This window comes from Nonomuraea sp. NPDC050394 (assembly GCF_044459065.1).
Classification (GTDB): Bacteria; Actinomycetota; Actinomycetes; order Streptosporangiales; family Streptosporangiaceae; genus Nonomuraea.
Genome location: NZ_JBITIO010000002.1, coordinates 415105 through 437745 on the forward strand (window position 1 = coordinate 415105; position 22641 = coordinate 437745).

At 71.7% G+C, this 22641-nt stretch carries 20 protein-coding genes; 10 read left to right on the forward strand and 10 right to left on the reverse strand.

The window, feature by feature from the left end; genetic code table 11:
* Positions 1 to 102 precede the first annotated feature (102 nt).
* Positions 103 to 1284: a cytochrome P450 gene (locus tag ACIBKY_RS10095; RefSeq protein ID WP_397096035.1), complete on the forward strand. Its 1182-nt coding sequence runs from the start codon at positions 103 to 105 to the stop codon at positions 1282 to 1284.
* Here ACIBKY_RS10095 and ACIBKY_RS10100 read toward each other — a convergent pair whose 3' ends face one another.
* Complete coding sequence (locus tag ACIBKY_RS10100; protein ID WP_397096036.1) at positions 1285 to 3072, reverse strand: PQQ-dependent sugar dehydrogenase; 1788 nt, start codon at positions 3070 to 3072, stop codon at positions 1285 to 1287.
* Between the two features lie 131 nt (positions 3073 to 3203).
* Positions 3204 to 6092, reverse strand: coding sequence for a YbhB/YbcL family Raf kinase inhibitor-like protein (locus tag ACIBKY_RS10105; RefSeq protein WP_397096038.1), 2889 nt, complete (start codon positions 6090 to 6092; stop codon positions 3204 to 3206).
* A gap of 179 nt (positions 6093 to 6271) precedes the next feature.
* Between ACIBKY_RS10105 and ACIBKY_RS10110 the strand changes: the two genes are divergently transcribed.
* Together ACIBKY_RS10110 and ACIBKY_RS10115 are read left to right on the forward strand one after the other, a co-directional pair.
* Entirely contained in the window at positions 6272 to 6931 is a 660-nt protein-coding gene (locus ACIBKY_RS10110) for a hypothetical protein (protein ID WP_397096039.1), read from the forward strand.
* Positions 6932 to 7288: 357 nt separating this feature from the next.
* Complete coding sequence (locus ACIBKY_RS10115; protein ID WP_397096040.1) at positions 7289 to 8011, forward strand: VIT1/CCC1 transporter family protein; 723 nt, start codon at positions 7289 to 7291, stop codon at positions 8009 to 8011.
* 213 nt (positions 8012 to 8224) lie between these two features.
* Here ACIBKY_RS10115 and ACIBKY_RS10120 read toward each other — a convergent pair whose 3' ends face one another.
* Entirely contained in the window at positions 8225 to 9409 is a 1185-nt protein-coding gene (locus tag ACIBKY_RS10120) for an MFS transporter (RefSeq protein ID WP_397096042.1), read from the reverse strand.
* A gap of 67 nt (positions 9410 to 9476) precedes the next feature.
* On the opposite strand from ACIBKY_RS10120, the gene ACIBKY_RS10125 reads away from it, so the two are divergent.
* Entirely contained in the window at positions 9477 to 10079 is a 603-nt protein-coding gene (locus tag ACIBKY_RS10125; protein WP_397096043.1) for an ArsR/SmtB family transcription factor, read from the forward strand.
* Here the strand turns inward: ACIBKY_RS10125 and ACIBKY_RS10130 are convergent.
* Complete coding sequence (locus ACIBKY_RS10130; protein ID WP_397096045.1) at positions 10069 to 10656, reverse strand: DUF1989 domain-containing protein; 588 nt, start codon at positions 10654 to 10656, stop codon at positions 10069 to 10071. The two genes, ACIBKY_RS10125 and ACIBKY_RS10130, sit on opposite strands and share 11 nt — an antisense overlap.
* Positions 10657 to 10699: 43 nt before the next feature.
* On the opposite strand from ACIBKY_RS10130, the gene ACIBKY_RS10135 reads away from it, so the two are divergent.
* Positions 10700 to 11281, forward strand: coding sequence for a TetR/AcrR family transcriptional regulator (locus ACIBKY_RS10135; protein ID WP_397096047.1), 582 nt, complete (start codon positions 10700 to 10702; stop codon positions 11279 to 11281).
* A 1-nt stretch (position 11282) separates the two neighbouring features.
* Here ACIBKY_RS10135 and ACIBKY_RS10140 read toward each other — a convergent pair whose 3' ends face one another.
* From ACIBKY_RS10140 to ACIBKY_RS10155, 4 genes are all read right to left on the reverse strand, one after another.
* Positions 11283 to 11807, reverse strand: coding sequence for a hypothetical protein (locus ACIBKY_RS10140; protein ID WP_397096048.1), 525 nt, complete (start codon positions 11805 to 11807; stop codon positions 11283 to 11285).
* A 91-nt stretch (positions 11808 to 11898) separates the two neighbouring features.
* Positions 11899 to 13116, reverse strand: a complete 1218-nt coding sequence (locus ACIBKY_RS10145; RefSeq protein WP_397096050.1) for an MFS transporter — start codon at positions 13114 to 13116, stop codon at positions 11899 to 11901.
* A 44-nt stretch (positions 13117 to 13160) separates the two neighbouring features.
* Positions 13161 to 14642, reverse strand: coding sequence for an RCC1 domain-containing protein (locus ACIBKY_RS10150; protein WP_397096051.1), 1482 nt, complete (start codon positions 14640 to 14642; stop codon positions 13161 to 13163).
* A gap of 69 nt (positions 14643 to 14711) precedes the next feature.
* Positions 14712 to 15161 carry a winged helix-turn-helix transcriptional regulator gene (locus ACIBKY_RS10155; protein WP_397096052.1) on the reverse strand — a complete coding sequence of 150 codons (450 nt, stop codon included), beginning with the start codon at positions 15159 to 15161 and terminating at the stop codon, positions 14712 to 14714.
* Positions 15162 to 15247: 86 nt separating this feature from the next.
* On the opposite strand from ACIBKY_RS10155, the gene ACIBKY_RS10160 reads away from it, so the two are divergent.
* Positions 15248 to 16405, forward strand: a complete 1158-nt coding sequence (locus ACIBKY_RS10160; RefSeq protein ID WP_397096054.1) for a thiolase family protein — start codon at positions 15248 to 15250, stop codon at positions 16403 to 16405.
* Here the strand turns inward: ACIBKY_RS10160 and ACIBKY_RS10165 are convergent.
* A complete protein-coding gene (locus ACIBKY_RS10165) occupies positions 16402 to 16701 on the reverse strand; it encodes an SH3 domain-containing protein (protein ID WP_397096056.1) in 300 nt (99 codons plus the stop codon). The genes ACIBKY_RS10160 and ACIBKY_RS10165 overlap by 4 nt on opposite strands.
* Positions 16702 to 16768: 67 nt before the next feature.
* Here ACIBKY_RS10165 and ACIBKY_RS10170 point away from each other — a divergent pair, with 67 nt between their 5' ends.
* The 4 genes from ACIBKY_RS10170 (at position 16769) to ACIBKY_RS10185 (ending at position 21927) form a co-directional block, all read left to right on the forward strand.
* Positions 16769 to 18463, forward strand: coding sequence for an IlvD/Edd family dehydratase (locus tag ACIBKY_RS10170; RefSeq protein ID WP_397096057.1), 1695 nt, complete (start codon positions 16769 to 16771; stop codon positions 18461 to 18463).
* A 97-nt stretch (positions 18464 to 18560) separates the two neighbouring features.
* A complete protein-coding gene (gene pgi, locus ACIBKY_RS10175) occupies positions 18561 to 20195 on the forward strand; it encodes a glucose-6-phosphate isomerase (protein ID WP_397096059.1) in 1635 nt (544 codons plus the stop codon).
* 1 nt (position 20196) lies between these two features.
* Positions 20197 to 21549, forward strand: coding sequence for a glucose-6-phosphate dehydrogenase (zwf, locus tag ACIBKY_RS10180; RefSeq protein WP_397096061.1), 1353 nt, complete (start codon positions 20197 to 20199; stop codon positions 21547 to 21549).
* Between the two features lie 30 nt (positions 21550 to 21579).
* Positions 21580 to 21927 (forward strand): spore germination protein GerW family protein, encoded by a 348-nt coding sequence (locus tag ACIBKY_RS10185; protein WP_397096063.1) that lies wholly within the window; start codon positions 21580 to 21582, stop codon positions 21925 to 21927.
* 50 nt (positions 21928 to 21977) lie between these two features.
* On the opposite strand, the gene ACIBKY_RS10190 is transcribed toward ACIBKY_RS10185, so the two are convergent.
* Entirely contained in the window at positions 21978 to 22583 is a 606-nt protein-coding gene (locus ACIBKY_RS10190; RefSeq protein ID WP_397096065.1) for a nitroreductase family protein, read from the reverse strand.
* Between the last annotated feature and the right edge of the window lie 58 nt (positions 22584 to 22641).

Below are 22641 nucleotides of genomic sequence, written 5' to 3' on the forward strand. Positions count from 1 at the left end.
CCCGAACTCAATCGCTCGCGGATATAACTTTCAAGACCCAGGGGTGAACTAAAAGAAAATTTCATCGTCCGGGATAGGTAGGTCTGGGCGAAGATGGGCCCTGTGGATCTTCAGGCCTTGTACCGCGACCCGTTTCCCACCTACGAAGCCGCCCGGCGCGAACCGGGCCTCACCTTCGTCCCGGAGCTGCAGTCATGGCTGGTCTCCCGGTACGAGGACGTGCGCGAGGTGCTCGGCCGCCCCGAGGACTTCTCCTCCGAGGGCGCGCTCCGGCCCGACCACCTGCCGCGCCGCGCCGCGCTGAGCGAGCTGGTCAAGGGCTTCGGCGGCCGCCCCGCGGTGCTGAGCAGGGACGGCGAGGAGCACCGCCGCCTGCGCAGGCCACTGGTGCGCGGCCTGTCGCCCGCGCGGGTCGCCACCGCCGCGCCGTTCATCGCCCGCCGCGCCGCCGAACTCGTCGACGCCTTCGCCGCCGACGGCCGCGTGGAGTGGATGTCGGCGTACGCGCGGCCGCTCGCCGCCGACGTCATCGGCCACCTCATGGGCCTCGACCCCGCCGACGTACGGCCGGCCGTCGAAGCCGGGAACCGGGCCGAGGACCTGCTGTTCCAGCCCATGACCGACGACGAGCAGGCCGCGGCGGCCCGCGACATCGTCCGGCTCCAGCACCTGCTCGACGACTACGCCCGCGCCCGCAGGAAGGAACCGCGCGACGACCTGACGACCGAGATGGTGCGGGCGCTGGCTCCCGGCACCGCCCTGCTGACCACCGAGGAACGCAACGAGATCGTCTCCAACCTGCAGAACCTCCTGCTGGCCGGGCACCTGACCACGACCGCGCTGATCGGCTCCGCCGTACACCATCTGCTGCGGGACCGCGCGCAGTGGGAGACGTTGTGCGCGCGCCCGGAGCTCATCCCGGCCGCGATCGAGGAGACCGCCCGCTTCGAGGCGCCCGTTCAGGGCTTCCGCCGTACGGTCACCCGCCCGCTGACCTTCGCCGGGACCGAGCTGAAGGCCGGAGACGCGGTCTTCGTCTCCTACGGCTCCGCGGGCCGCGACGGCACCGGAGGGTTCGACATCACCCGGCCGCCTACCCGCCACCTCGGCTTCGGCCACGGTGTGCACGGCTGCCCCGGCTCGCAACTGGCCCGCGAGCAGCTGCGGATCACGCTGGAGGAGCTGATGCGCAGGCTGCCCGGGATCCGGCTGGAGAACCCCGAGGTCACGATGGCGCCGACGTTGATCCACCGCGCCCCGGAGGCGCTCCATCTGGTCTGGTGATCAGCGGGTGCCGGTCACCTTCCAGATCTTGCCGTTGGCCTTGGACAGCACGAACAGGTCTCCCGCGCGGTCCATGCCGAAGCGCAGGTCCACGCGGGAACTGCCGGCCAGCGCCTGCATGGTGACCTGGTTGCCGGCGGCGTTGTAGATCTTGAGCTGGTGCAGCGGCGCGAGGTCGGTGCCGCCACGGGTCATCTCGGTCTCCTCGGTCGCGAAGATCCAGCCCTGCACGAGGTCGCCGAACAGGTACTTGCCCCGAAGGGCGGGCAGCGCGGCGCCGCGGTAGACGAAGCCGCCCGCAATGGCCCGGCCGAGGTCGCCGGTGCAGCCGGGCGGGCCGTTGTGATCGTAGGCGGCGACCGGGTAGGTGTAGCCGAACCGGCTGTCGTCGGCGGGCAGCGGGTAGAGGTAGCAGGGTTCGCTCCGGTCGAAGCGGAAGGCGCCCTCGCGCTCGCTCCAGCCGAAGTTGTCGCCGGCCCGCACGTCGTAGACGGCCTCGATGTCGTGCTCGCCGATGTGCCCGAGGAACATCCGGCCGCTGCCGCCGCGGTCCCAGCTGAAGCGGTGCGGGTCGCGCATGCCCAGGGCGTAGATCTCGCCGAGCGTGCCCGGCCGGCCGGTGAACGGGTTGCCGGCCGGGATGCCGTACCGGCCGTTGGCGCTGTCGCTCCCGCGCGGGTCGATGCGCAGGATCTTGCCGAACGGCTGGTCGCGGGCCTGCGGCACGGTACCGCTCGTGCCCCTGCCGCCGTCGCCGGCGGCCACGTAGAGCAGGCCGTGGTCGGGGCTGCCCGGCGCGGCGCTGGGGTTGAAGTCGATCTGCTGGATCCCGTGGATGTAGGTGCCGAAGCCGAGGCGGAGCAGCTGCCTGCGGGTGCCGCTGAAGACGGGCGCCGCCGGGTCGCTCGCGGTCCACTCCGTGACCACGCTCTGCACGACCGCGCCGGACTGCGTCCAGTCGGCGCGCTGGGTGCTCAATGCCTGGAACGCCTCGCTGTGCGCGGTGTAGAAGCGGCCGTTGGCCGCGAAGTCCGGATGGAAGGCGACGAAGCCGAACCCGCTGCCGAGGCCGCGGCCGGAGAAGAAGTTGCCGCCCACCGCCGCCCTGACGTCGAGGTACACGCTGGGCGTGCCTCCGCCGGCGGGCAGGGTGTAGAGCCTGCCGTTGAGGTCGGGGACGAACCTGCGGCCGTCGGCGAGCTGGCCCAGGTGGTTGATCCGGGCGTGGCGGCGCAGGCGGGAGTCGGTGGGCGAGGGTACGGGGTCGGTCTTGGGGAACTGGGCGTACTCGGTGAGGACCAGGCCGAGGCTGGACTGGATGGGGTTCTGCGGGATCGGGTCGGCGATGGGGCCGGTGGGTTGCGCGCCCTCGGTGAGGGCGTCGACGTTGGGCAGGCCGCCCGCGGTGGTGGCGGTGAGACGGACGGTGCTCGCGCCCTGGGCGAGATCGGCGGCGACCGTCTCGTTGTTCCACGTCGTCCACGCGCCGGTGCCGGCGAACTGGAGCGTCCCGGCGGTGGATCCGTTGATCGTGAGCGTGGCCGGGCGGGCGGCGGTCGTTCCGTTGGCGTACCTGAAGGCCAGGTTGGTGTCACCGGTGCCGGTCACGCTGAACTCCACGTACGCGCCCGCCGCGTTGGCGCTGTTGACGAAGCCGGTGCCGGAGAAACCCGCGTGGTTGCTCTCCACCACGCCGTTGCCGATGGCCGCGCTCTCGGCCTCGTAGACGATCGAGGCCGCGGACGCCGTCTGACCGGGCCAGACGAGCAGGCCGGCCACTAAGGTCATGGCCAGCGTCGTTCTGTGCATGGGGACCCTTTCCCGCGAAAGATGGGATCTCTTATGAGAGATCGCTTCCCACTCCTCCGATGTTTCGAGGGGCCGGAGGCGAGTGCCTCCGGCCCCTCCCGTCACCCGGGTCAGCGGGTGGACGCGTTCGAGTTGCCCGCCAGCTTGGTCGAAGCCAGGTCACGGGCCAGGATCGCGGTCTCCACCGCCGCCACCGACGAGCCGGAGGTCACGCCCGGCAGCGTCGCGGTGTCCAGCGCGTAGAGCGTGAACTCGTACTTGTGGGTCGAGCCGCCGGGGCAGGGCCCGAAGTACTGCAGCGACTTGTTGCCGCTGCTCATCGCCTTCTGCTTGGCCGGAGCCTGGTTCGGCACCTCGAAGCCGAGCCCGAGCCCCTCCGGCAGCGACGACTTGGCGGCGGGAATGTCCCAGATCGCCCAGTGCTTGCCGCCGTTGGCCGTGTCGATGAAGGTGATCGCGTAGCTCTGCGTACCGGCCGGGGGGCCGGACCAGGCCAGTTGCGGCGAGATGTCGTTGCCCGACACCCCGTCCTGCGCGCAGGTGTACCGCGCCGGGATGCTGCCGTTGTTCGCGAAGGCCGTGCTGGTCAGCGCGAACGGCGGGCCGGCGAACTTCAGCCTGACGATGTCGTTGTCGATGGTGGCGGGGGTGCCCCCGTTCTTGTCGTTGTTGGTCGAGGTCAGCCAGAGGCCGCCGTCGGGGGTCTTGACCACGGTGCGCAGCCGGCCCCAGTTGCCGTTGAAGAAGGCGCGCGGGGTGTCGGTCGTGTTGCCGGTGATCTTCATGACCCACAGGCGCGAGCCGCGTACGGCCGCCATGTAGATCCAGTCGTTGACGATCTCCAGGCCGCTCGGGGAGGCGCTGGAGACGCTCCACGTCCTGACCGGGTTGACGTACCGGCTGTCGCCGCAGGTGCCCTCACAGGTCGGCCAGCCGTAGTTCTTGCCCGCCTGGATGATGTTGAGCTCGTCCCAGGTGCCGTCGCCGAACTCCGACTCCCACAGCCTGCCCTGGGAGTCCCAGGCGATGCCCTGCGGGTTGCGGTGGCCGAGGCTGTAGACGCGAGGGGCGTTCGGGAACGGGTTGCCGGGAGCGCCGGCGCCGGTCGGCGTGACCCGGAGGATCTTGCCGTTGAGCGAGTTGAGGTCCTGCGCCCTGCTGCTCGTCTGGGCGTCGCCGGTGGTGATGTAGAGCATCCCGTCGGGGCCGAACCTGATCCGGCCGCCGTTGTGGAACTTGGCCTTGCTGATGCCGGTCACGACCGGCTCGCGGGCGCCGATGGCGTTGTTCTCGTACGTGAAGCGCACGACCCGGTTGTCGCCCGAGGCGGTGTGGTAGGCGTAGACGTAGTGGTCGGTGGCGAAGTTCGGCGACAGCGCGAGCCCGAGCAGGCCGCCCTCGCCGACGGTCCCGACCGCCTCGGTGATCTTGCCGACCACGGTCTTCTGGCCGGTGGCCGTGACCCGGACGATCTCGAACCGGTCGCGCTCGGCGACCAGCGCGCTGCCGTCGGGCAGGAACGCGATGCCCCACGGCAGGTCGAGCTGGGTGACGTCACGGTCGAAGACCGGGTCGCCGCCGGTCGCCTGCGTCGAGGTCCTGACGTTCAGCGCCGGACTCCTGGCCGAGATGTTGCCGTTGGCGTCGAAGGCCTCGGCCTGGAAGGAGTACTGCGTGTTCTGCGTGAGCCCGTCCGCGGTGGCGGTCAGGTCGGGCACGGTCGCGAACTTCGTGCCGTCGCGGTAGACGTTGTAGCCGGTGACCTCGACGTTGTCGGCCGAGGCGTCCCAGGCCAGCGTGACGCTGGTGGCGGCCACATTGGTGGCGCGCAGGTTGCCCGGCACCGTCGGCGCCTGGTGGTCGTCGCTCGGCGGGGTGGTGAAGGGGACGTTGTTGCTGGCGGGCGAGCCGTTTCCGGCCGCGTCGTAGGCCAGCACGCTCAGCACGTAGCCGGTGTTCGGCGTCAGGCCGGTGACCGTGGCCGTGGTCTGGTTGCCGCCCACGGTCTTGATCACGTTGCCGCCGTTGTAGATGACGTAGCTGGAGACGCCCACGTTGTCGGTGGAGGCGTCCCAGGCCAGGTCCACGGCGTTCGGCCGGACCTCGCCGACGATGCGGAGGTTGCCCGGCGCGGTCGGAGGCTGCGGGTCGGGCGGCACGGTGGTGCTGATCCGGTCGAGGTTCGGCCCGCCGTTCACGGTGGTGGCGGTGGCCCTGATCTTGTTGGCGCCCGCGATCAGCGAGGCGGTCACGGACTTCTCCACCCATGTGGTCCAGGCCCCGGTGCCGGAGAAGCTCACGTTCTGGGCGGCGCCGCCGTTGGCGGTGATGGCCATGGCCCGGTCGGCGGTGGTGCCGTTGGCGAAGCGGAACTTCACCTCGTAGTTGCCCGCGGTGGGCGCGTTGACCGTGAACTCCACGGAGGAGCCGACGACGTTGTCGTAGTTGACGAAGCCCGTGCCGGTGAACCCGGCGTGGTTCGACTCCACCACGCCCTGGACGATCGTGGCGTCCTCGGCCTGCAGGTCAGAGCTGGGCGCGGCCACCTCGACGTCGATGTAGTCCAGGTTGGGGTTGCCATTGGCCGTGGTGGAGGTGATCCGGATCTTGTTGGCGCCCGCGCTCACGGGTGCGGTGAGCGTGGAGGTCGCCCACGTGGACCACGCGCCGGTGCCGTTGAACGCGCGGGCGGCGGAGACCACGGTGCCGTTCACGGCGATGTCGGCCGCCCGGTTGACGGCGGTGCCGTTGGCGTAGCGGATGGCGATCTCGGCCTGGCCCGCGGCCGCGGCGTTGACGGTGAACTCGGTGTAGCTTCCTGCCACGTTGTCGCCGTTGACGAACCCGGCACCGGAGTAGCCCGCGTGGTTGGATTCCACGAGACCCTGAGAGATGGTGGCGTTCTCCGCTTCGTGGCGGGTGGGCGCGGCCGAGGCCGGCACGGCCGCCATCACGCTCATCAGTAACGCCGCCACAAGCGCGCCGGCTAACACGCGCATGGATCCTCCTCGATGGGGAGTGATAGTTAGGAAAACTTCCTAACTCGTATTGATGGGATCACTCCCCATCATCACTGTCAAGCGAGTTGACTCCGCTCCCAAGACCTCCCACCACTGGCATCTCGCGCGACAGGAGCGCAGACTGGAAAGACAGGCGAACGTGGAGTAGTGGAGCATCCGTGGACAACCACCTCGACCACATGCCGGTTCTGTCGCGAGGCAGGCACCGCAATCCGAAACGCGGCGCGTGCTTCATGGAACTGGCTTCCTACCTGGCAGGAGAACGCTGGAGCGACCATCCGGCCTGCACGCACCCGCTGCTGGCCGCGCTCGCCCGGCTCGTCAACGACAACACAGGCGACGAGAACCGCAACGGCCTCGCCGAACTCGTCCCGTCCATCATCGGGCTGTCCAGCGACGACCTGCGGGTCGACGCCACGATCGCCCTGCGCTGCGCGACCACCGCCCTGCCCGTGGCCGCCGCCGAACGCCAGCTCGCCCTGGCCGTCTCCGTCCTGGCCGCCGAGGAGATGCTCGCCCGGCTCGACGGGCGGCCGGCCGGGCAGTTGTCGGCCATGAGCCGGCAAGCCATGGACCAGGTCCCGCAGACGGCGCGCGAGGCGCGCAGGTTCAGCCGGGCGGCACGGATCACCGCCAAGGGCTTCCGCCGGTACGCGGCGCCGAACGCGGTGCAGTTGTCGGTGGTGGGGATCGTCCAGGCGTGCATCCCCCATCCCGACCAGGTACTGCGGACGTTGCTGGAGTCGGCCATCGCCGACTGCCGCCGCCTCATCCCCACCCCGGGCCCCCGCCCGCACGCCGTCCCCACCCCCGTCTGACCCCGTCCCCGGCCCGTCCTTGCCCTCATCCGCGTCTCGCGCGATGGGGGCAAACTCGTTTCCGGGCCCGGTAGCCTCCTCGCCGGGACGGCCCGCGGGCTGTGGCGGCTTCCCTCCCTGCGGCACGCGTGCCGATCGGCTGACGGCGCCTGCGCCGGGTGGCCAGGTCCCGGGGTGGCGACGCCCTGCCGTGATGGGCGGGTTTCTTCGCGACCTCGGCTGATTTTTCGGGAAGATGTTCGCATCATGGTGTCACCATCAGGTCTTCCCGCAGGTCAGGCTAGCCTCCCCTTCGTTGCGGATCTTCCTGAAATATGCCTAGATTTGGCGACAAGGTGTCATCATGTGGAGGAAATCATGACTGTCGAGCTGGCCGCGCCGTACACACCGGAGAGACATCGTCACCACCGCGATGTCACCGGCGGGTGGTTGCGACCGGCGGTGTTCGGGGCGATGGACGGGCTGGTGTCCAACTTCGCGTTGATCGCCGGAGTGGTCGGCGCGGCGGGGGCCGGGCGTGGGGCGGTGCTGGCCGGGTTCGCGGGTCTGGTCGCGGGGGCGTGCTCGATGGCGGCGGGCGAGTACACGTCGGTGAAGTCCCAGACCGAGCTGATGCGTGCCGAGATCGCCGTGGAGCGCCGTGAGCTGGCCCGCGACCCGGAGGGCGAGCAGGCCGAGCTCGCCGCCCTCTACCGTGCCCGCGGCCTCGAACCCGACCTGGCCGCCAAGGTGGCCGCCGGGCTGTCGGTCAACCCGGAGCAGGCCCTGCGCGTCCATGTTCGTGAGGAACTCGGCGTGGATCCTGACGACCTTCCCTCGCCGTACCTGGCCGCGGCCTCGTCGTTCGGCGCGTTCGCGGTGGGGGCGCTGGTACCGCTGGCGCCGTTCCTGTTCGGGGCTTCCGGAATGGTGGTGGCCGTGGTGCTGAGCCTGCTGGGGCTGTTCGGGTTCGGGGCGGTGGTGGCGCGGATGACGGCGCGCCCGTGGTGGCTCGGCGGCCTGCGCCAGCTCGCCCTGGGCGTCGCGGCCGCATCGGTCACGTTCGGACTCGGGCATCTGCTCGGCGTCACCGTCTCCTAGCCGGTACGGCTCCCGCCCAGTTCCCCCGGGGCATGGTGACCCCCATGCACCGTGTCCCGGGGATCACCTCCGTGGGCCAGGAAACCGTGGCGGGCGCCTGAGCGATGGAGCGCCCGTGCCGCCGGGGCACGTGGGCAGTGCCCGGCGCGACGGCGGCGAACGGGGTGGGACCGGTGGCATCGGCTCCCGGAGCCGGTGGCGAGGTCGCGGGGGTCACCCGGCCATGGCCGGGGTGCGGCGCAGGGTTGGGGACAGGGTGGCGATCGCGCAGCAGATGGCCAGGTAGCCGCTGATCACGATGATCGCGGTGACGGGCCCGCCGTACTGGGTGAGGACTCCCCCGGCCAGTGGGGCCAGCGGCGTGATGCCCATGGTGGCGACGTTGAGCAGCGACTGGACGCGGCCCTGCATGTGGTCGGGGACAGATCTGGCGACCTCGACCACCAGCGCGATGTTCAGGGCGGGCGCGACCAGGCCGGTGACGAACAGGACGCTCGCGGGCCAGTACCAGCCGAGCGGCAGCACCATCAGCGGCAGCGCGATCGTGAGGAACCAGCACCCGGCCAGCATGAGCGCTCCGGTGGGCAGCGCCCTGACGAGCCGGCCGGAGATCGCGGCGCCGATCAGGCCGCCGACGCCCAGGGCGGCCATGACGACGCCGGCCCGTTCCGGGGCGCCGACCAGGACGATCAGCGGGATCGTGGTCGCGTTGAACGCCAGGTTGACCGCCAGGACGAGGCCGCAGACGGCGCGCAGCAGGCGGCGGCCCCACATCCAGCGGACGGCTTCGGCGATCCCCTGGTACATGCTCTGGCGCGGTGCCGGCTCCTCCGGCCGCCGGGGTACGCGGACGAGCGCCACGCAGACGAAGGAGACCACGTACGTGAGCGCGTCGACGACGAAGGGCAACGCCCGCCCGAGGGCGAACAGCAGGCCGCCGAGCGGTGGCCCGGCCAGTTCGGCGGCGTGCTGGCGGGTCTGTTCCTGGGCGTAGGCGCCGGGAAGCTGCTCCTTGTGCACCAGGGTGCGCAGGGAGGCGGCGTGGGCGGGTTCGAAGATCGCGCCGGCGGCGCCGTTCACGATGGCCACCGCCACCAGGTGGGGCAGGACCAGGTGGTCGCTCACGGCGGCCAGCGCGACGCTCGCCATCGTGGCGGCGCGGACGAGGTCGGCGCCCAGCAGCACGCGGCGCCGGTCCCAGCGGTCCACCAGCACGCCCGCGGGCAGCGCGAAGAGCATCCCGCTCGCCAGGCTGACCGCGCTGATCAGCCCGGCCTGGCCCGGTGAGCCGGTCAGCGCCAGGACCAGCAGCGGGTAGGCCAGCAGGGTGAGGGTCGAGCCCAGTCCCGAGGCCGCCGAGCCCAGCCAGAACAGCTGGAAGCGGAGGTTCTTTCTCAACGGCTGCACAATCGACGACAATAGTTGTACAAGAATCCTTGTACAACCTCCCTAGTAAGGTGACCGCATGGAACAGGCTCGCCGCCATCTAGGCCCCAAGGACGCCGGCACGCTCAAGGCGCTCAGCCACCCCCTGCGGATGCGGCTGCTCCTGCTGGTGCACGAGGCGGGCCCGGCCACGGTGGGCATGCTCGCCGAGCGGCTGGCCCAGCCCGTGGGCGTGGTCAGCTACCACATGCGCCAGCTCGCGCTGCACGGGCTGGTGACGGAGGTGCCCGAGCTGGCCCGCGACCGGCGCGAGCGCTGGTGGCGGCTGGTGCCGACCGAGAGCGTGTCGATGACGCCCTCGGAGTTCGCCGGCGACCCGGTCGGCCGCGTCGCCTCGCGGGCCACGATGCTCCAGCTGATCGACGCCACGGCCGAGCGGATGCGGGAGTGGGTGAACGGCATGCACGCCTGGCCCCCGGAGTGGCAGGACGCCTCGACCCTCGCCCGCAAGGGCCCGATGCGGCTGACCGCGCGGGAGCTGAGCCGCTTCGACGAGGAGCTCGACGAGCTGGTGATGCGCTACCAGTCGCTGGGCGGGAACGCCGGGGACGATCCGGCCGAGCGCCGTCCGGTCGTCTTCTTCTGTTACACCGAGCCGATCGGGCCGCCGCTCAGCGAGTGACCCGTACGGCCAGCGGCGTGCAGGTGTAGTCGTTGGTCGGCCAGTTGTCCACCGAGCACGAGGTGAGCACGAACCACAGGTCCCGCAGCGCGCGGAAGGTGACGCTGTCTCCCGCCTTCGAGGCCGCCGTGCCGACGGGCAGCGTGCCATCGGGCCGCGGCGGGGAGTTCTGGAAGAGGTTGACCGGATCGGGCACGACCGGCAGCGACAGTCCCGCCGCCGACACCGCGCCCAGGAAGTTGTCGTGGCAGTTGGGATGCCCGAACAGGCCCTCGGCCTCGTACAACGAGGTGTTGCACGGCGGATAGAGCATGTCGTGCGGGCCCGGCGAGGTGTCGGCGACCAGGTCGAGTATGGGCTCGCCGGTCTGGTCCCTGAACGCCTCGCCGGTCTTCGGGAACAGGCGTTCCAGCCGGTCGCGGGTGTGTGCCGTGGACAGCCAGCGGTGCGGGGCGCCCCTGTCGATGGCCCACATGTCGCCCACCTGACGGCCTTGCAGGTCGATCACTTCGATCACGCTGCCGCGCGCCACCTCAAGGGCCTGACCGGTCTGCGGTTCAATGATCACGTTTTCCATGGGGGCCAGCCTACGGTATTTTGTTGTACGTACGTTCAATTTTATGGGCTTGGAGGCGGCATTGAGCGAGGCCGAGGCCGGCACGGACGGGCGTAAGGCCAGAGGAGAGCGGCGCCGGCGGGAGATCATCGAGGCCACGCTCCGGGTGATCGAGCGCGAGGGCGTCGCCGGGGTGACGCATCGCTCGGTCGCGGCCGAGGCGGGCGCGCCGCCGAGCCTGGCGCTCTACTACTTCGCCACGCTCGACGACCTGCTGGTCGCGGCGCTGACCGCGGCCTCCGGCGAGTACGCCCGCCAGCTGCGCGCCATCATCGACGAAGGCCGCGACGGCGTGGACGGCCTGGCCCAGCTCATATCCGACGCGGCGGGACCCGGCCGCGCCCGTGCGCTGGCCGAACGCGAGCTGACCATGCTGGCGACCCGGCGCCCGGCGCTGCGCCCCATCGCCGGGCACTGGCGCGCCACGGTCGCCGAGGTGGCCCGCCAGTACACCGACGACCCGATCCTCATCCGCTCCCTGGTCGCGGCGTCGGACGGCGTCTGCGCCGGGGTCCTGCTCGAGGAGAATCCGATCCCCTACTCCGAGATCCGCGCCCTCCTCCGCCACGCGCTGGGACTCAGGTAGATCACACGCGGACCAGCACCCGCCCCTCGGGCATGACGGCCGACAGCCGCCACGTCCACGTGCCCACCGTGACGACCTCCGCGCTCCCCGGCAACGGCACCGGCGTGTCCCGCAGCCACGACAGCGGCGAGAGCGCCAGCCCGCCCGGCGGGATGACCACGCTCTCCAGCGGCGTCCGCACCGTGGGCCCGTCGGCCTCGTCCAGAGCGCTCGGCACCCACGTGGGCGGAGCGGCGAAGTGCGCCAGCGCCAGCGCGCCGTCCGGGGCGGCGCAGTCGTGGCGGAGCGTGCCGGCGGGCAGCCAGGCATGGTGTCCGGGCAGGTAGGTGACGCCGGAGACGTGAAGGGCACCGGCCAGGATGACGAACTCCTCCCCCGCCAGATAGTGGCCGCGCCGGCGGCGTTCCCACCCGGCCGGGAAGCCGACCACGGACGTCGCGCCGTGCAGCCGGGCCAGGCGGACCGGCAGCGTGGAGTCAGGGATGTGGAACTCGGGCCCCGGCGCGGCCGTCAGCAGGTCGATCATCGTCCCAGTGTCTCGTACGCGCCGTCCTCGTCATTGAGCGGCCGCCATGGCGGGGCAGGGGAGCCTGGCCGCCATGGCGGGGCAGGGGAACTCACGTCTCCCGGGGAACGGCGGGCCGGGCCCGCAGGGCGGCGGGCAGGAACGCCGCGCAGGCGATCAGCAGCACGACCCCCGAGGCGACCAGCGATCCGGCCACCCCGAACACGCTCGCGGCGGGCCCGCCCAGCGCCACCCCGCCCAGCGTGAAGTTGACCATGACGGTGTTGAGCAGCCCGACGCCTCTGCCCCGCAGCTCCTCGGGCAGGTCGCGGAGCATGGTGTTGGCCAGCGGCACCTGGAAGAGGCTGGCGAAGAGGCCGACGACCAGGCACCAGCCGACGATCACGGCAAGACCGGGGCTGCCGCCGAGGAGGGCGGGGGTGAGCAGGGCCAGGCCGAACAGGGTGACGGTGGCCACCAGCATCCGGGGCGTCGAGCCGTGGCGGCGGATCAGGGCGGGGCCGAGGAGGGCTCCGGCGATCGAGCCGCCGGCGAACAGGGCCTGGGCGGTGCCGTACTCCACGGCTTGGAGGTCGAAGACGGTGAGGAGCTGGGCGTTGAAGCCGGTGGTGAACAGACCGGTCACGAGCGTGACGGGGACGAGGAAGGCGAGCAGGAAGCGCAGGGACGGGATGGCGAGCACGCCGCTGACCCCGGTTCGCAGCGCCCGCCAGTACGGCTCCGCCGCGGCCCGCGCCGCCGGCCCGTCGCGCAGCACGCCGAGGCTGCCCAGCAGCACGGCCGAGACCAGGAAGGTCGCGGCGTTGAGCCCCAGCACGACCGGCACGCTGCCCAGGGCGACGAGCAGGCCGCCGAGCGCGGGACCGACCATGTTGACCGTCTGGTTGGTGCTCTGGAACAACGCCACCGCCGAGGCGATGTCGTGACCCCCGACGACCTTCGGGATGGCGGTGATCCTGGCGGTCTCGAAGAACGCCTTGCCCACGCCTTCGAGCAGGATGAGCGCGAGCAGCAGCCCCATCGAGTCGAGCGCGGGGATCATGGCGAGCACGACAGGGACCCGGGCCAGGTCGGCGCCGATGAGCAGCGTCCGGGTGGGCAGCCGGTCGGCCAGCGGGCCGACGAAGGCGCCGAGCACCCCGGAGGGCAGCAGCTGGGACAGCACGACCAGCGAGATGACGACCGGGCTGTCGGTCAGCCGGCCGGCCAGGAAGATCAGCGTGACGCGGGTCATCGCGTCACCGAGGAAGGAGATGACCACCGCCAGCCAGTAGCGCAGGTAGGTGCCGTCCTTGAGGAGCTCGATCATGATGCGCTCGACGCTACTGGCGGGGCGGACGGCCGGGACAGGCGTTACGCCGGGCGCGGATCCGCCGTGAGCGTAGTGACGACGGTCAGCGTGAACAGGTCGAGCGCCAGGTCCTCGGTGGTCTGGGCGAGCACGGTCAGCCCGAACGGACGCTCGGAGGAGGTCGCGGTGGGATCGGCCGTGAGCGTGAGCCCGGCGGCCTCGCCCGCCACCACGTCCGGGGGGTCGAAGGTGGCGCTGACCCGCGGCGGCAGCCCGGTCACCGCCAGGTGCACGGGACCGGTGAAGCCGGCGACGGGCTCGGTCCGCACCCGCACGGTGATGGAGCCGCCGGGCGGCAGCTTGCCGTCGGCGGGGTCGAGGGCGATCACGATGCCGGGCTTGGCCGGGGGTACGGGCGTGCCGAGGTCGCGCAGGGCCAGGACGTGGCGCGAGGTCGCGGAGGCGGCGAAGGAGGTGAAGCCGGGCTGCGCGATCGCCTTCGGCAGCGTGCGCGTGGTGAGCGTGGCGTCGCCCGCCTCGCCCAGGCCGTTGGCGCCCCAGGCGAACGTGGTCCCCGCCGCGCTCTGGGCATAGCCCGACTGGCTGCCCGCGGCGATGCGCGCGATCCCGGTCAGGCCGGGCACCTGCTGCCTGAGCAGGCGCTTCTGCCGGGTGCCGTCACCGAGCTGGCCGGCCTCGTTGGCGCCCCACGCCCACACCCGGCCGAGGTCGTCGCGGGCCATGCTGTGCGCGCCGCCCGCGTCGACCGAGGTCACGCCGGCCATGCTGAGGGTGACCGGGGTCGTCCGCGTGACCTGGGTGTTGTCGCCGATCTGGCCGCTGTTGTTGTGGCCCCACGTGATCACGTTGCCGTTGGACAGCGCCGCCATGCCGTGCACGCCGCCGGCCGCGATGTCGGTGACGCCGCCGACGCCCGGCATCTGGATCGGCAGGGGGCGCGACACGATGGTGCCGTCGCCGAGCTGGCCCAGGTGGTTGGCGCCCCAGCCGTAGGCGTTGCCGGTGGCGCCCCTGGCCAGGCTGAAGGCGGCGCCGGCCTCCAGCTCCACGATGTCCTGCGGCGCGGCGACGCGGCGTGGGCCGAGCCGTTCCGTGGTGGTGCCGTCGCCGAGCTGGAAGGAGGAGTTGAGGCCCCAGGCCCAGACCAGGCCGCCGCTGTCGACGGCGAGGCTGAAGCGCTGGCCGGCGGCGACGTCCACGATGTTCGCCAGCCCCGGCACCCGGACCGGGGTCAGGCTGGGCAGGCGGGTGCCGGTGCCGAGCTGGCCGTTGGAGTTGTCTCCCCAGGCCCACACGGTGCCGTCCTCGGCGATGGCCAGGCTGTGCGTGAAGCCCGGCTCGACCTGCCGGAAGCGCGAGTCGCCGGCGGCGGCGACGGGCTGGTTGACCGCGACGCGGGCGTCGCCGAGGCCGAGCTGGCCGAATTGGTTCCACCCCCAGCCCCAGGTCTGGGCGGGCGCGAAGACCGCCGACGGGGCGAATGCGGTGACGGCGGCGGTGAGCGCCGCTGCGATGGTGTGCACGGGTCCGCCTCCCGGGTCTGGTCCCTCACGTAGAGGCGTTCCAACCCGTTCCAGCCCGTTCCGGCGCGGTCAGCGGGCGCCGGACGCGCCCCATCCGGGCACCCTGAAGTCGGCCGTCAGCGAGCCCGGCGCCACGCTCTCCCCGCAGCCGCGGCAGGTCACGACCGGGTCGAGCTCCTGCCCGCAGGTGTGCGAGAAGACGACCGGCGGGTTGCCGGGCAGGTGCCGGTCGCCCCACTGGCGCAGCAGGTGCAGCACGCCCTGCAGCTCCACCCCGGCGGCCGTCGGCCGGTACTCATGGCGCGGCGGGCGCTCGCTGTAGGCGACCTTCTCCAGCAGCCCGGCCTCGACCAGGCGTTTGAGCCGCGCGGTCAGGATGTCGCGGGGCGCGCCGATGTTGCGTGCCATCGCGTCGAAGCGGCGCACGCCGAAGAAGACCTCGCGCAGGATGAGCAGGGAGTACTTCTCGCCGACCACCGCGAGGGTGTCGGCGATCGTGCAGGGCCGTGCCATCGTCATCGTCCCAGGGTACGGCAGTGCGTTGGAAAACCGGACGAACCCGGTCTACAGTAAGTCCAGTTTTCCAACTAACAGCAGGAGGGCTCATGCGTGACGCCGTCATCGTGCAGGCCGTGCGCACCCCCATCGGCAAGGGCAAGCCCGACGGCGCCCTGGCCGGGGTCCATCCGGTCGAGTTGCTCGCCCACACGCTGCGTACCCTGGTGGAGCGTTCGGGAGTGGACCCCGCGCTGGTCGACGACGTGATCGGCGGGACCGTCGACCAGGTCGGCGAGCAGGCCATGAACACCACCCGCCACGCCTGGCTGTCGGCGGGTTTCCCCGACTCGGTTCCCGCCGTGACGGTGGACCGCCAGTGCGGCTCGTCCCAGCAGGCCGTGCATTTCGCCGCCCAGGGTGTCATCGCCGGCGCCTACGACCTGGTGGTGGCCTGCGGCGTGGAGTCGATGAGCCGGGTGCCGATGTGGTCGAACGTGCCGCCGGGCAAGGACCCGTTCGGCCCCGGCGTGGCCGGGCGTTTCCCGGGCGGCCTGGTCCCCCAGGGCGTCAGCGCCGAGCTGATCGCCGCCAAGTGGTCGCTCGGCCGCGAGCGGATGGACGCCTTCTCCGCCGCCTCCCACGCCAAGGCCGCCGCCGCCGACTTCACCGCGGAGCTCGCCCCGATCGCCGGCCTCGCCCACGACGAGTCGGTACGGCCCGCCACCACGACCGAGATCCTGGCCGGGCTGAAGCCGGCCTTCGCCGCCCCCGGCTACGCCGAGCGCTTCCCGCAGATCGACTGGTCGGTCACCGCCGGCAACTCCAGCCCGATCAACGACGGCGCCGCCGCCCTGCTCATCACCACGAGCGAGAACGCCGCCCGCCTGGGCCTGCGCCCGCTGGCGCGGCTGCACTCCTTCGCCGTGACCGGCTCCGACCCGCTGCTCATGCTCACGGGCGTCATCCCGGCCACCGGCAAGGTGCTGCGCAGGGCCGGGCTGCGCCTGGACGACATCGACCTGTTCGAGGTCAACGAGGCGTTCGCCGCGGTGGTGCTGGCCTGGCAGCAGGAGACCGGCGCCGACCCGGCCAAGGTCAACGTGAAGGGCGGCGCGATCGCGCTGGGCCACCCCCTCGGGGCCAGCGGAGCCCGCGTCATGACCACCCTGGTCGGGGCCATGCGCGAGCGCGGCGCCCGCTACGCCCTGCAGACGATGTGCGAGGCGGGCGGGCTGGCCAACGCGACGGTCCTGGAGGCGCTCTAGTAGTCGTACTCGACCGGCTCCAGGTACGGGCCGTAGGCCCAGCCTTCGGAGTCGCCGGTCCACACGCGCATCCAGGCGCGGCCGCCTCCGCAGGAGCCCTCGACGGTCTCGCCGTAGCCCACCGCGCCGACGCGGTCGTACTGCGTGCCCGGCCCCGACCTGATCCACAGGTTGGCCGGGTACGGCGGCGCCACCTCGTACACGCACGACGAGGCGGCGGACGCGGGCGCCGGGGCGAACAACCACAGCGGTACGGCGGCGGCCAGCGAAGCCACGAACAGGATGAACCGGCGCATCACATACCTCCCCTAAAGGGGGGATATGTCTTATATATCCCGATCATGTGGGCGCTAAGCTGCCGAGATGCCTCTCCGCAGTGCTCAGTGGTACTCAGGCGACGACAGAAACTCCTACATCCATCGCGCCTGGATGCGGCGCGGCACCCCGGCCGGCGCCTTCGAACGCCCCCAGATCGCCATCGCCAACACCGCCTCCGACCTCACCCCCTGCAACGCCCACTTCGACGAGGTGGCCAAGAGCGTCGCCGCCGGCGTCTGGGCGGCCGGAGGCGTACCGCTGAACCTGCCCGTCGTCTCGCTCGGCGAGACCAACGTCCGCCCCACCGCCATGCTCTGGCGCAACCTCGCCGCCATGGCCACCGAGGAGATGCTGCGCGCCAACCCCGTGGACGGCGTCGTGCTGCTCGGCGGCTGTGACAAGACGATCCCCTCGCTGCTCATGGCCGCCGCCTCCGTGGACCTGCCCGCGCTGGTCGTGCCCGGCGGGCCGATGCTGACCGGCCACTTCCAGGGCCTGCCGCTGGGCTGCGGCACCGACGTGTGGCGGCTCAGCGAGGAGGTACGGGCCGGAACGCTGACCCGCGCGTCGTTCCTGGAGTCCGAGTCCTCCATGATCCGCAGCCGCGGGCACTGCAACACCATGGGCACCGCCTCGACGATGGCCTGCGTGGCCGAGGCGCTCGGCATGACCATCCCCGGCACCGCCGGCACCCCCGCGGCCGACAGCCGCCTGCTCGAACGCGCCCACGCGAGCGGCGCGCTCGCGGTCGACCTGGTCCGGGAGGACCGGCGGCCCAGTGCGGTCATGACCCGCCCCTCCTTCCTCAACGCGATCGTCACGCTGGCCGCGGTCGGCGGCTCCACCAACGCGGTCGTGCACCTGCTGGCGATCGCCGGGCGGCTCGGCGTGGAGCTGAGCCTGGACGACTTCGACCGGACCGGCGCCGGGGTGCCGCTGCTGGCCGACCTGCAGCCGGCCGGGCGCCACCTCATGGACGACCTGTTCAGGGCGGGCGGGCTGCGGGCCGTACTCCATCAGGTGGAGGACCTCCTCGACCCCGCGGCGACCACCGTCACCGGACGCCCGCTCACCGAGTACCTCCGCGACGCGCCGATCTGGGACGCGGACGTGATCCGGCCGCGCACCGACCCGCTGCTGCCCGACGCGGGCATCGCCGTGCTGCGCGGCAACCTGGCCCCGGACGGCGCGGTGATCAAGCCCGCGGCCGCCTCGCCGGAACTGCTGCGCCACCGCGGCCGGGCGATCGTCTTCGACAGCGTCGAGGACCTGCACACGCGCCTGGACACCGTGGACGCCGACGAGGACTCCGTGCTGGTGCTGCGCGGCTGCGGCCCCAGGGGCTACCCGGGCATGCCGGAGGTCGGCAACCTGCCGCTGCCCGCGAAGCTGCTGGCCAAGGGGGTGCGCGACATGGTGCGCATCAGCGACGCGCGCATGAGCGGCACCGCCTACGGCACCGTCGTCCTCCACGTCGCGCCCGAGGCCGCCGCCGGCGGGCCGCTGGCCAGGGTCACGACCGGCGACCCGATCGTGCTCGACGTGCCCGGCAGGACGCTGCGGGTGGACGTGCCCGACGCCGTCCTGGCCGCCCGCGAGCCGGTCACGACCGGGTTCGCCCGCCCGGCCAGAGGCTGGGAGAAGCTCTACGTGGAGCACGTCCTGCAGGCCGACCGGGGCTGTGACCTGGACTTCCTCACCGGTTCGAGCGGCTCGTCCGTGGCCAGGGAGTCGCACTGAGCACGGCAAAGAGTCTTCTGCGCCATGCGCGGAAATGGTCAGGCTGGGTACGGCGTTACGGGACGATGTGATCGGTTTGACGGCCCGAGGAGGACACATGAACAGCGGCGACATCACCCAGAGCCAGGAGTGGACGGCACTGGCCAAGCACCACGAGGAGATCGCGGGCACCACCCTGCGCGAGCTGTTCGCGGCCGACCCGGGCCGGGCCGAGCGGCTGAGCGTGCGCGCGGGCGACCTCTACCTCGACTACTCCAAGCACCGTGCCACCGACGAGACCTTCGACCTCCTGCTGCGGCTGGCCGAGCGGGCCGGGCTGGGCGACCGGATCGAGGCGATGTTCCGCGGCGATCACATCAACGTGAGCGAGGACCGGGCGGTGCTGCACACGGCGCTGCGCCTGCCCGCGGACGCCGAACTGGTGGTCGACGGCCAGGACGTGGTGGCCGACGTGCACGCCGTCCTGGACAAGATGAGCGCCTTCGCCGGGCGGGTGCGCGCGAAGGAGTGGCGCGGCGCGACCGGGGAGCCCATCGCCACCGTGGTCAACATCGGCATCGGCGGCTCCGACCTGGGCCCGGCGATGGCCTACGAAGCGCTGAAGGACTACGCCGACGCCGGGATCACGGCCCGGTTCGTCTCCAACATCGACCCCGCCGACATCCACGGCAACCTGCGCGGCCTGGACCCGGCCACGACGCTGTTCGTGATCAGCTCGAAGACGTTCACGACGCTGGAGACGCTGACCAACGCCCGCGTGGCGCGCGACTGGCTGGTCTCGGCGCTGGGCGAGGGCGCGGTCGAAAAGCACTTCGTGGCGGTCTCCACCAACGCGGAGAAGGTGGCCGGGTTCGGCATCGACACCGCCAACATGTTCGGCTTCTGGGATTGGGTCGGCGGCCGTTACTCCTACGACGGCGCCATCGGCCTGTCGCTGATGATCGCGGTCGGGCCCGAGCGCTTCCGCGAGATGCTGGCCGGCTTCCACGCGATCGACGAGCACTTCCGCACCACGCCGTTCGAGCGGAACATGCCGGTGCTGATGGGGCTGCTCGGCATCTGGTACAACGACTTCTTCGGCGCCCAGACCCGGGCCGTGCTGCCCTACAGCCAGCGGCTGCACCGCTTCCCCGCCTACCTGCAGCAGCTGACGATGGAGTCCAACGGCAAGTCCGTGCGCGCCGACGGCACGCCGGTCACCACCGACACCGGCGAGATCTTCTGGGGCGAGCCGGGCACCAACGGCCAGCACGCCTTCTACCAGCTCCTGCACCAGGGCACCCGGCTCGTGCCCGCCGACTTCATCGGCTTCGCCGAGCCGTTCGAGGACGCCGCGGGCATGCACGACATCCTCACGGCCAACCTCCTGGCCCAGACCACCGCGCTGGCCTTCGGCAAGACCGCGGAGGAGATCGCCGCGGAGGGCACCGCGGCCGAGGTCGTGCCGCACAAGGTGATGCCGGGCAACCGGCCCACCTCGACGATCCTGGCGCCGAAGCTCACCCCGTACACCCTCGGCCAGCTCGTCGCCCTCTACGAGCACATCGTCTTCGTCGAGGGCGTCATCTGGGGTGTCGACTCCTTCGACCAGTGGGGCGTCGAGCTGGGCAAGAAGATGGCGCTCGGCCTGGAGCCGCTGCTGACCTCGGAGGAGCCGCCTGTGGCGTTCCCCGACGCCTCCACCGCCCAGCTGGTAAAGAAGTACCGGGAACTCAGAGGAAGGCGCATTTGACATGACGCGTGCGGGCGCGATGGTCCTGTTCGGGATCACCGGTGATCTGGCCTACAAGATGTTGCTGCCCGCGCTCTACCGGCTGACCGCCGACGGGGTGCTCGACCTGCCCATCGTCGGCGTCGCCAAGACCGACCTCGACCTGGCGGGCCTGCGCGAGCGGGCCCGCCAGGCCTGCGGCGGGGCGAGCGACGCGGCCTTCGAGAAGTTCGCGGGCAACCTGCGGCTGGTGGCGGGCGACTACCGCGAGGAGTCCACGTTCGCGGCCATCCGCGACGAGGTGGACGGCGCGGGTTTCCTCGTGCACTACCTGGCGGTGCCGCCCGCGCTGTTCGGCGCCGTCGCGCAGGGCCTGGCCGGCGTCGGGCTCCACCGCGACGCGCGGCTCGTGGTGGAGAAGCCGTTCGGCAACGACCAGTCCTCGGCCCGCGAGCTCAACGCCGAGCTGCTCAAGTACTTCGACGAGGACCACCTGCGCCGCGTCGACCACTTCCTCGGCAAGGAGCCGGTGGAGGACCTGCTCGTCTTCCGGCTCGGCAACATGCTGCTGGAGCCCATCTGGAACCGCAACTACGTGCGCAACGTCCAGATCACCATGGCCGAGAGCTTCGACGTCTCCGACCGCGGCGCCTTCTACGACGCCAACGGCACCATCCGCGACGTCGTCCAGAACCACCTGATGCAGCTGCTGGCCATCCTCGCGATGGACGCGCCGCCCTCGAAGGACGCCCGCGCGCTCATCGACGAGAAGTGGCGCGTGCTGCGCGCCGTGCAGGACATCCGGCCCGCCGACGTCGTACGCGGCCAGTACACCGGCTACCTCGGCACCGCGGGCGTGCGCCCAGGCTCCACCACCGAGACGTTCGTGGCCATGCGCGCCGCCATCGACAACTGGCGCTGGGCCGGCGTGCCCTTCTACATCCGCTCCGGCAAGGCGCTGCCCACCACCGACCTGGAGATCGTCGCCGAGCTGCGCATGCCGCCGGTCACGCTGTTCCACGGCGAGGTCAAGCCCAACCTGATCAGGTTCCGGCTGCAGCCCGACGCGGGCGTCACCTTCGACCTGCTGGCCAAGGAGCCGGGCCGCGACGCCACCCGGCAGGTGCCGGTGAGCGTCGACTTCACCAAGGTGCTCGGGCCCATGGAGGCCGCCTACCAGCGCATCCTCACCGACGCGGTGTCCGGTGATCCGCGGCGCTTCGTCCGCTTCGACCTGGCCGAGGAGTCGTGGCGGATCGTGCAGCCGGTGCTCGACCTGCCGCAGGCGCCGCTGCCGTACGAGAAGGGCACGTGGGGTCCCGCGGCGGCGGCCGACATGGTGCGCTGGCACGAGATCTCCACCACCTTCGATTGAACTTCCGCGACCGGGTGAGAGCCTGGGTGGATGGACATCATGGAACTGGTGGAGAAGACGAAGGACGCGGCGACCGTCAAGCGGGTCTTCGGCGAGCCGATCCGGCACGGCGATGTCACCGTCATCCCCGTCGCCAAGGTCGGCCAGGGCGGGGGCGGCGGATCCGGCACCTCCGAGGGCGGCGAGCACCCCGGCCAGGGCTCCGGCGGGGGCTTCGGCTTCGGGGCCGCCCCGGCGGGCGTCTTCGTGATCAAGGACGGCGAGGTGCGCTGGCAGCCGGTCGTCGACGTCAACCGCATCGTGTTCGGCGGCCAGATCGTGGCCGTCGTGCTGCTGCTGACCATCCGGGCCATCGTGAAGCGCCGCCGTAAGCGCTGAGCACTCGGGCGTCTTCCCCGGAGAGGGCGTTCCCGGGGAAGACGCGAGGGTCAGTGGCGGCCCCAGGCGCCGCGGTGCACCACCTCACCGGCGGGCTTGCGACCACGCTTCAGGGACGGCGAGGCCTTGTCCTGTGCCCGGTAGCCGACGCTGATCACACCGATCGGGGTGTACGCCTCGGGCACGCCGAACGACTCCTTCAGCAGCGCCGTCCGCTCACCCGGCGGGACCCCGAAGAAGCAGGCGCCGAGTCCCTCGTCCACGGCGGTCAGGAGCATGAGCAGGGAGGCCATGCCGGTGTCGATGTCCCAGTACGGCACCGGCCAGCGGTTCTCGTCCTTGTCCGTCCAGCCCTTGTCGGGGGCGGCGTAGCGGTCGAGGTAGGCCTGCTTGTGCGAGAGCGGGATGATCAGGAGCGGGGCGCGGCGCAGCCCCTTGCCCCAGTCGTCGGCCTCGTCGCCGGACAGCTTCCAGAACCGCTCGATGTCCTGCGGCTCCTCCAGCACCAGGAACGCCCAGCCCTGGCTGAATCCGGCGGACGGCGCGTGCAGCGCGTTGCCGAGGATGCGCTCGCGGATCCCGGCCGGAACGGGGCGGTCGGGGTCGTAGTTGCGGACCATGCGCCGGCGCCGTACCACTTCCTGAAATTCCGTCATGCGCCCAGCTTCCCAGACCCGACCCCGCGGCACCCGTGGCGTGGGTGGCTGCGACGAT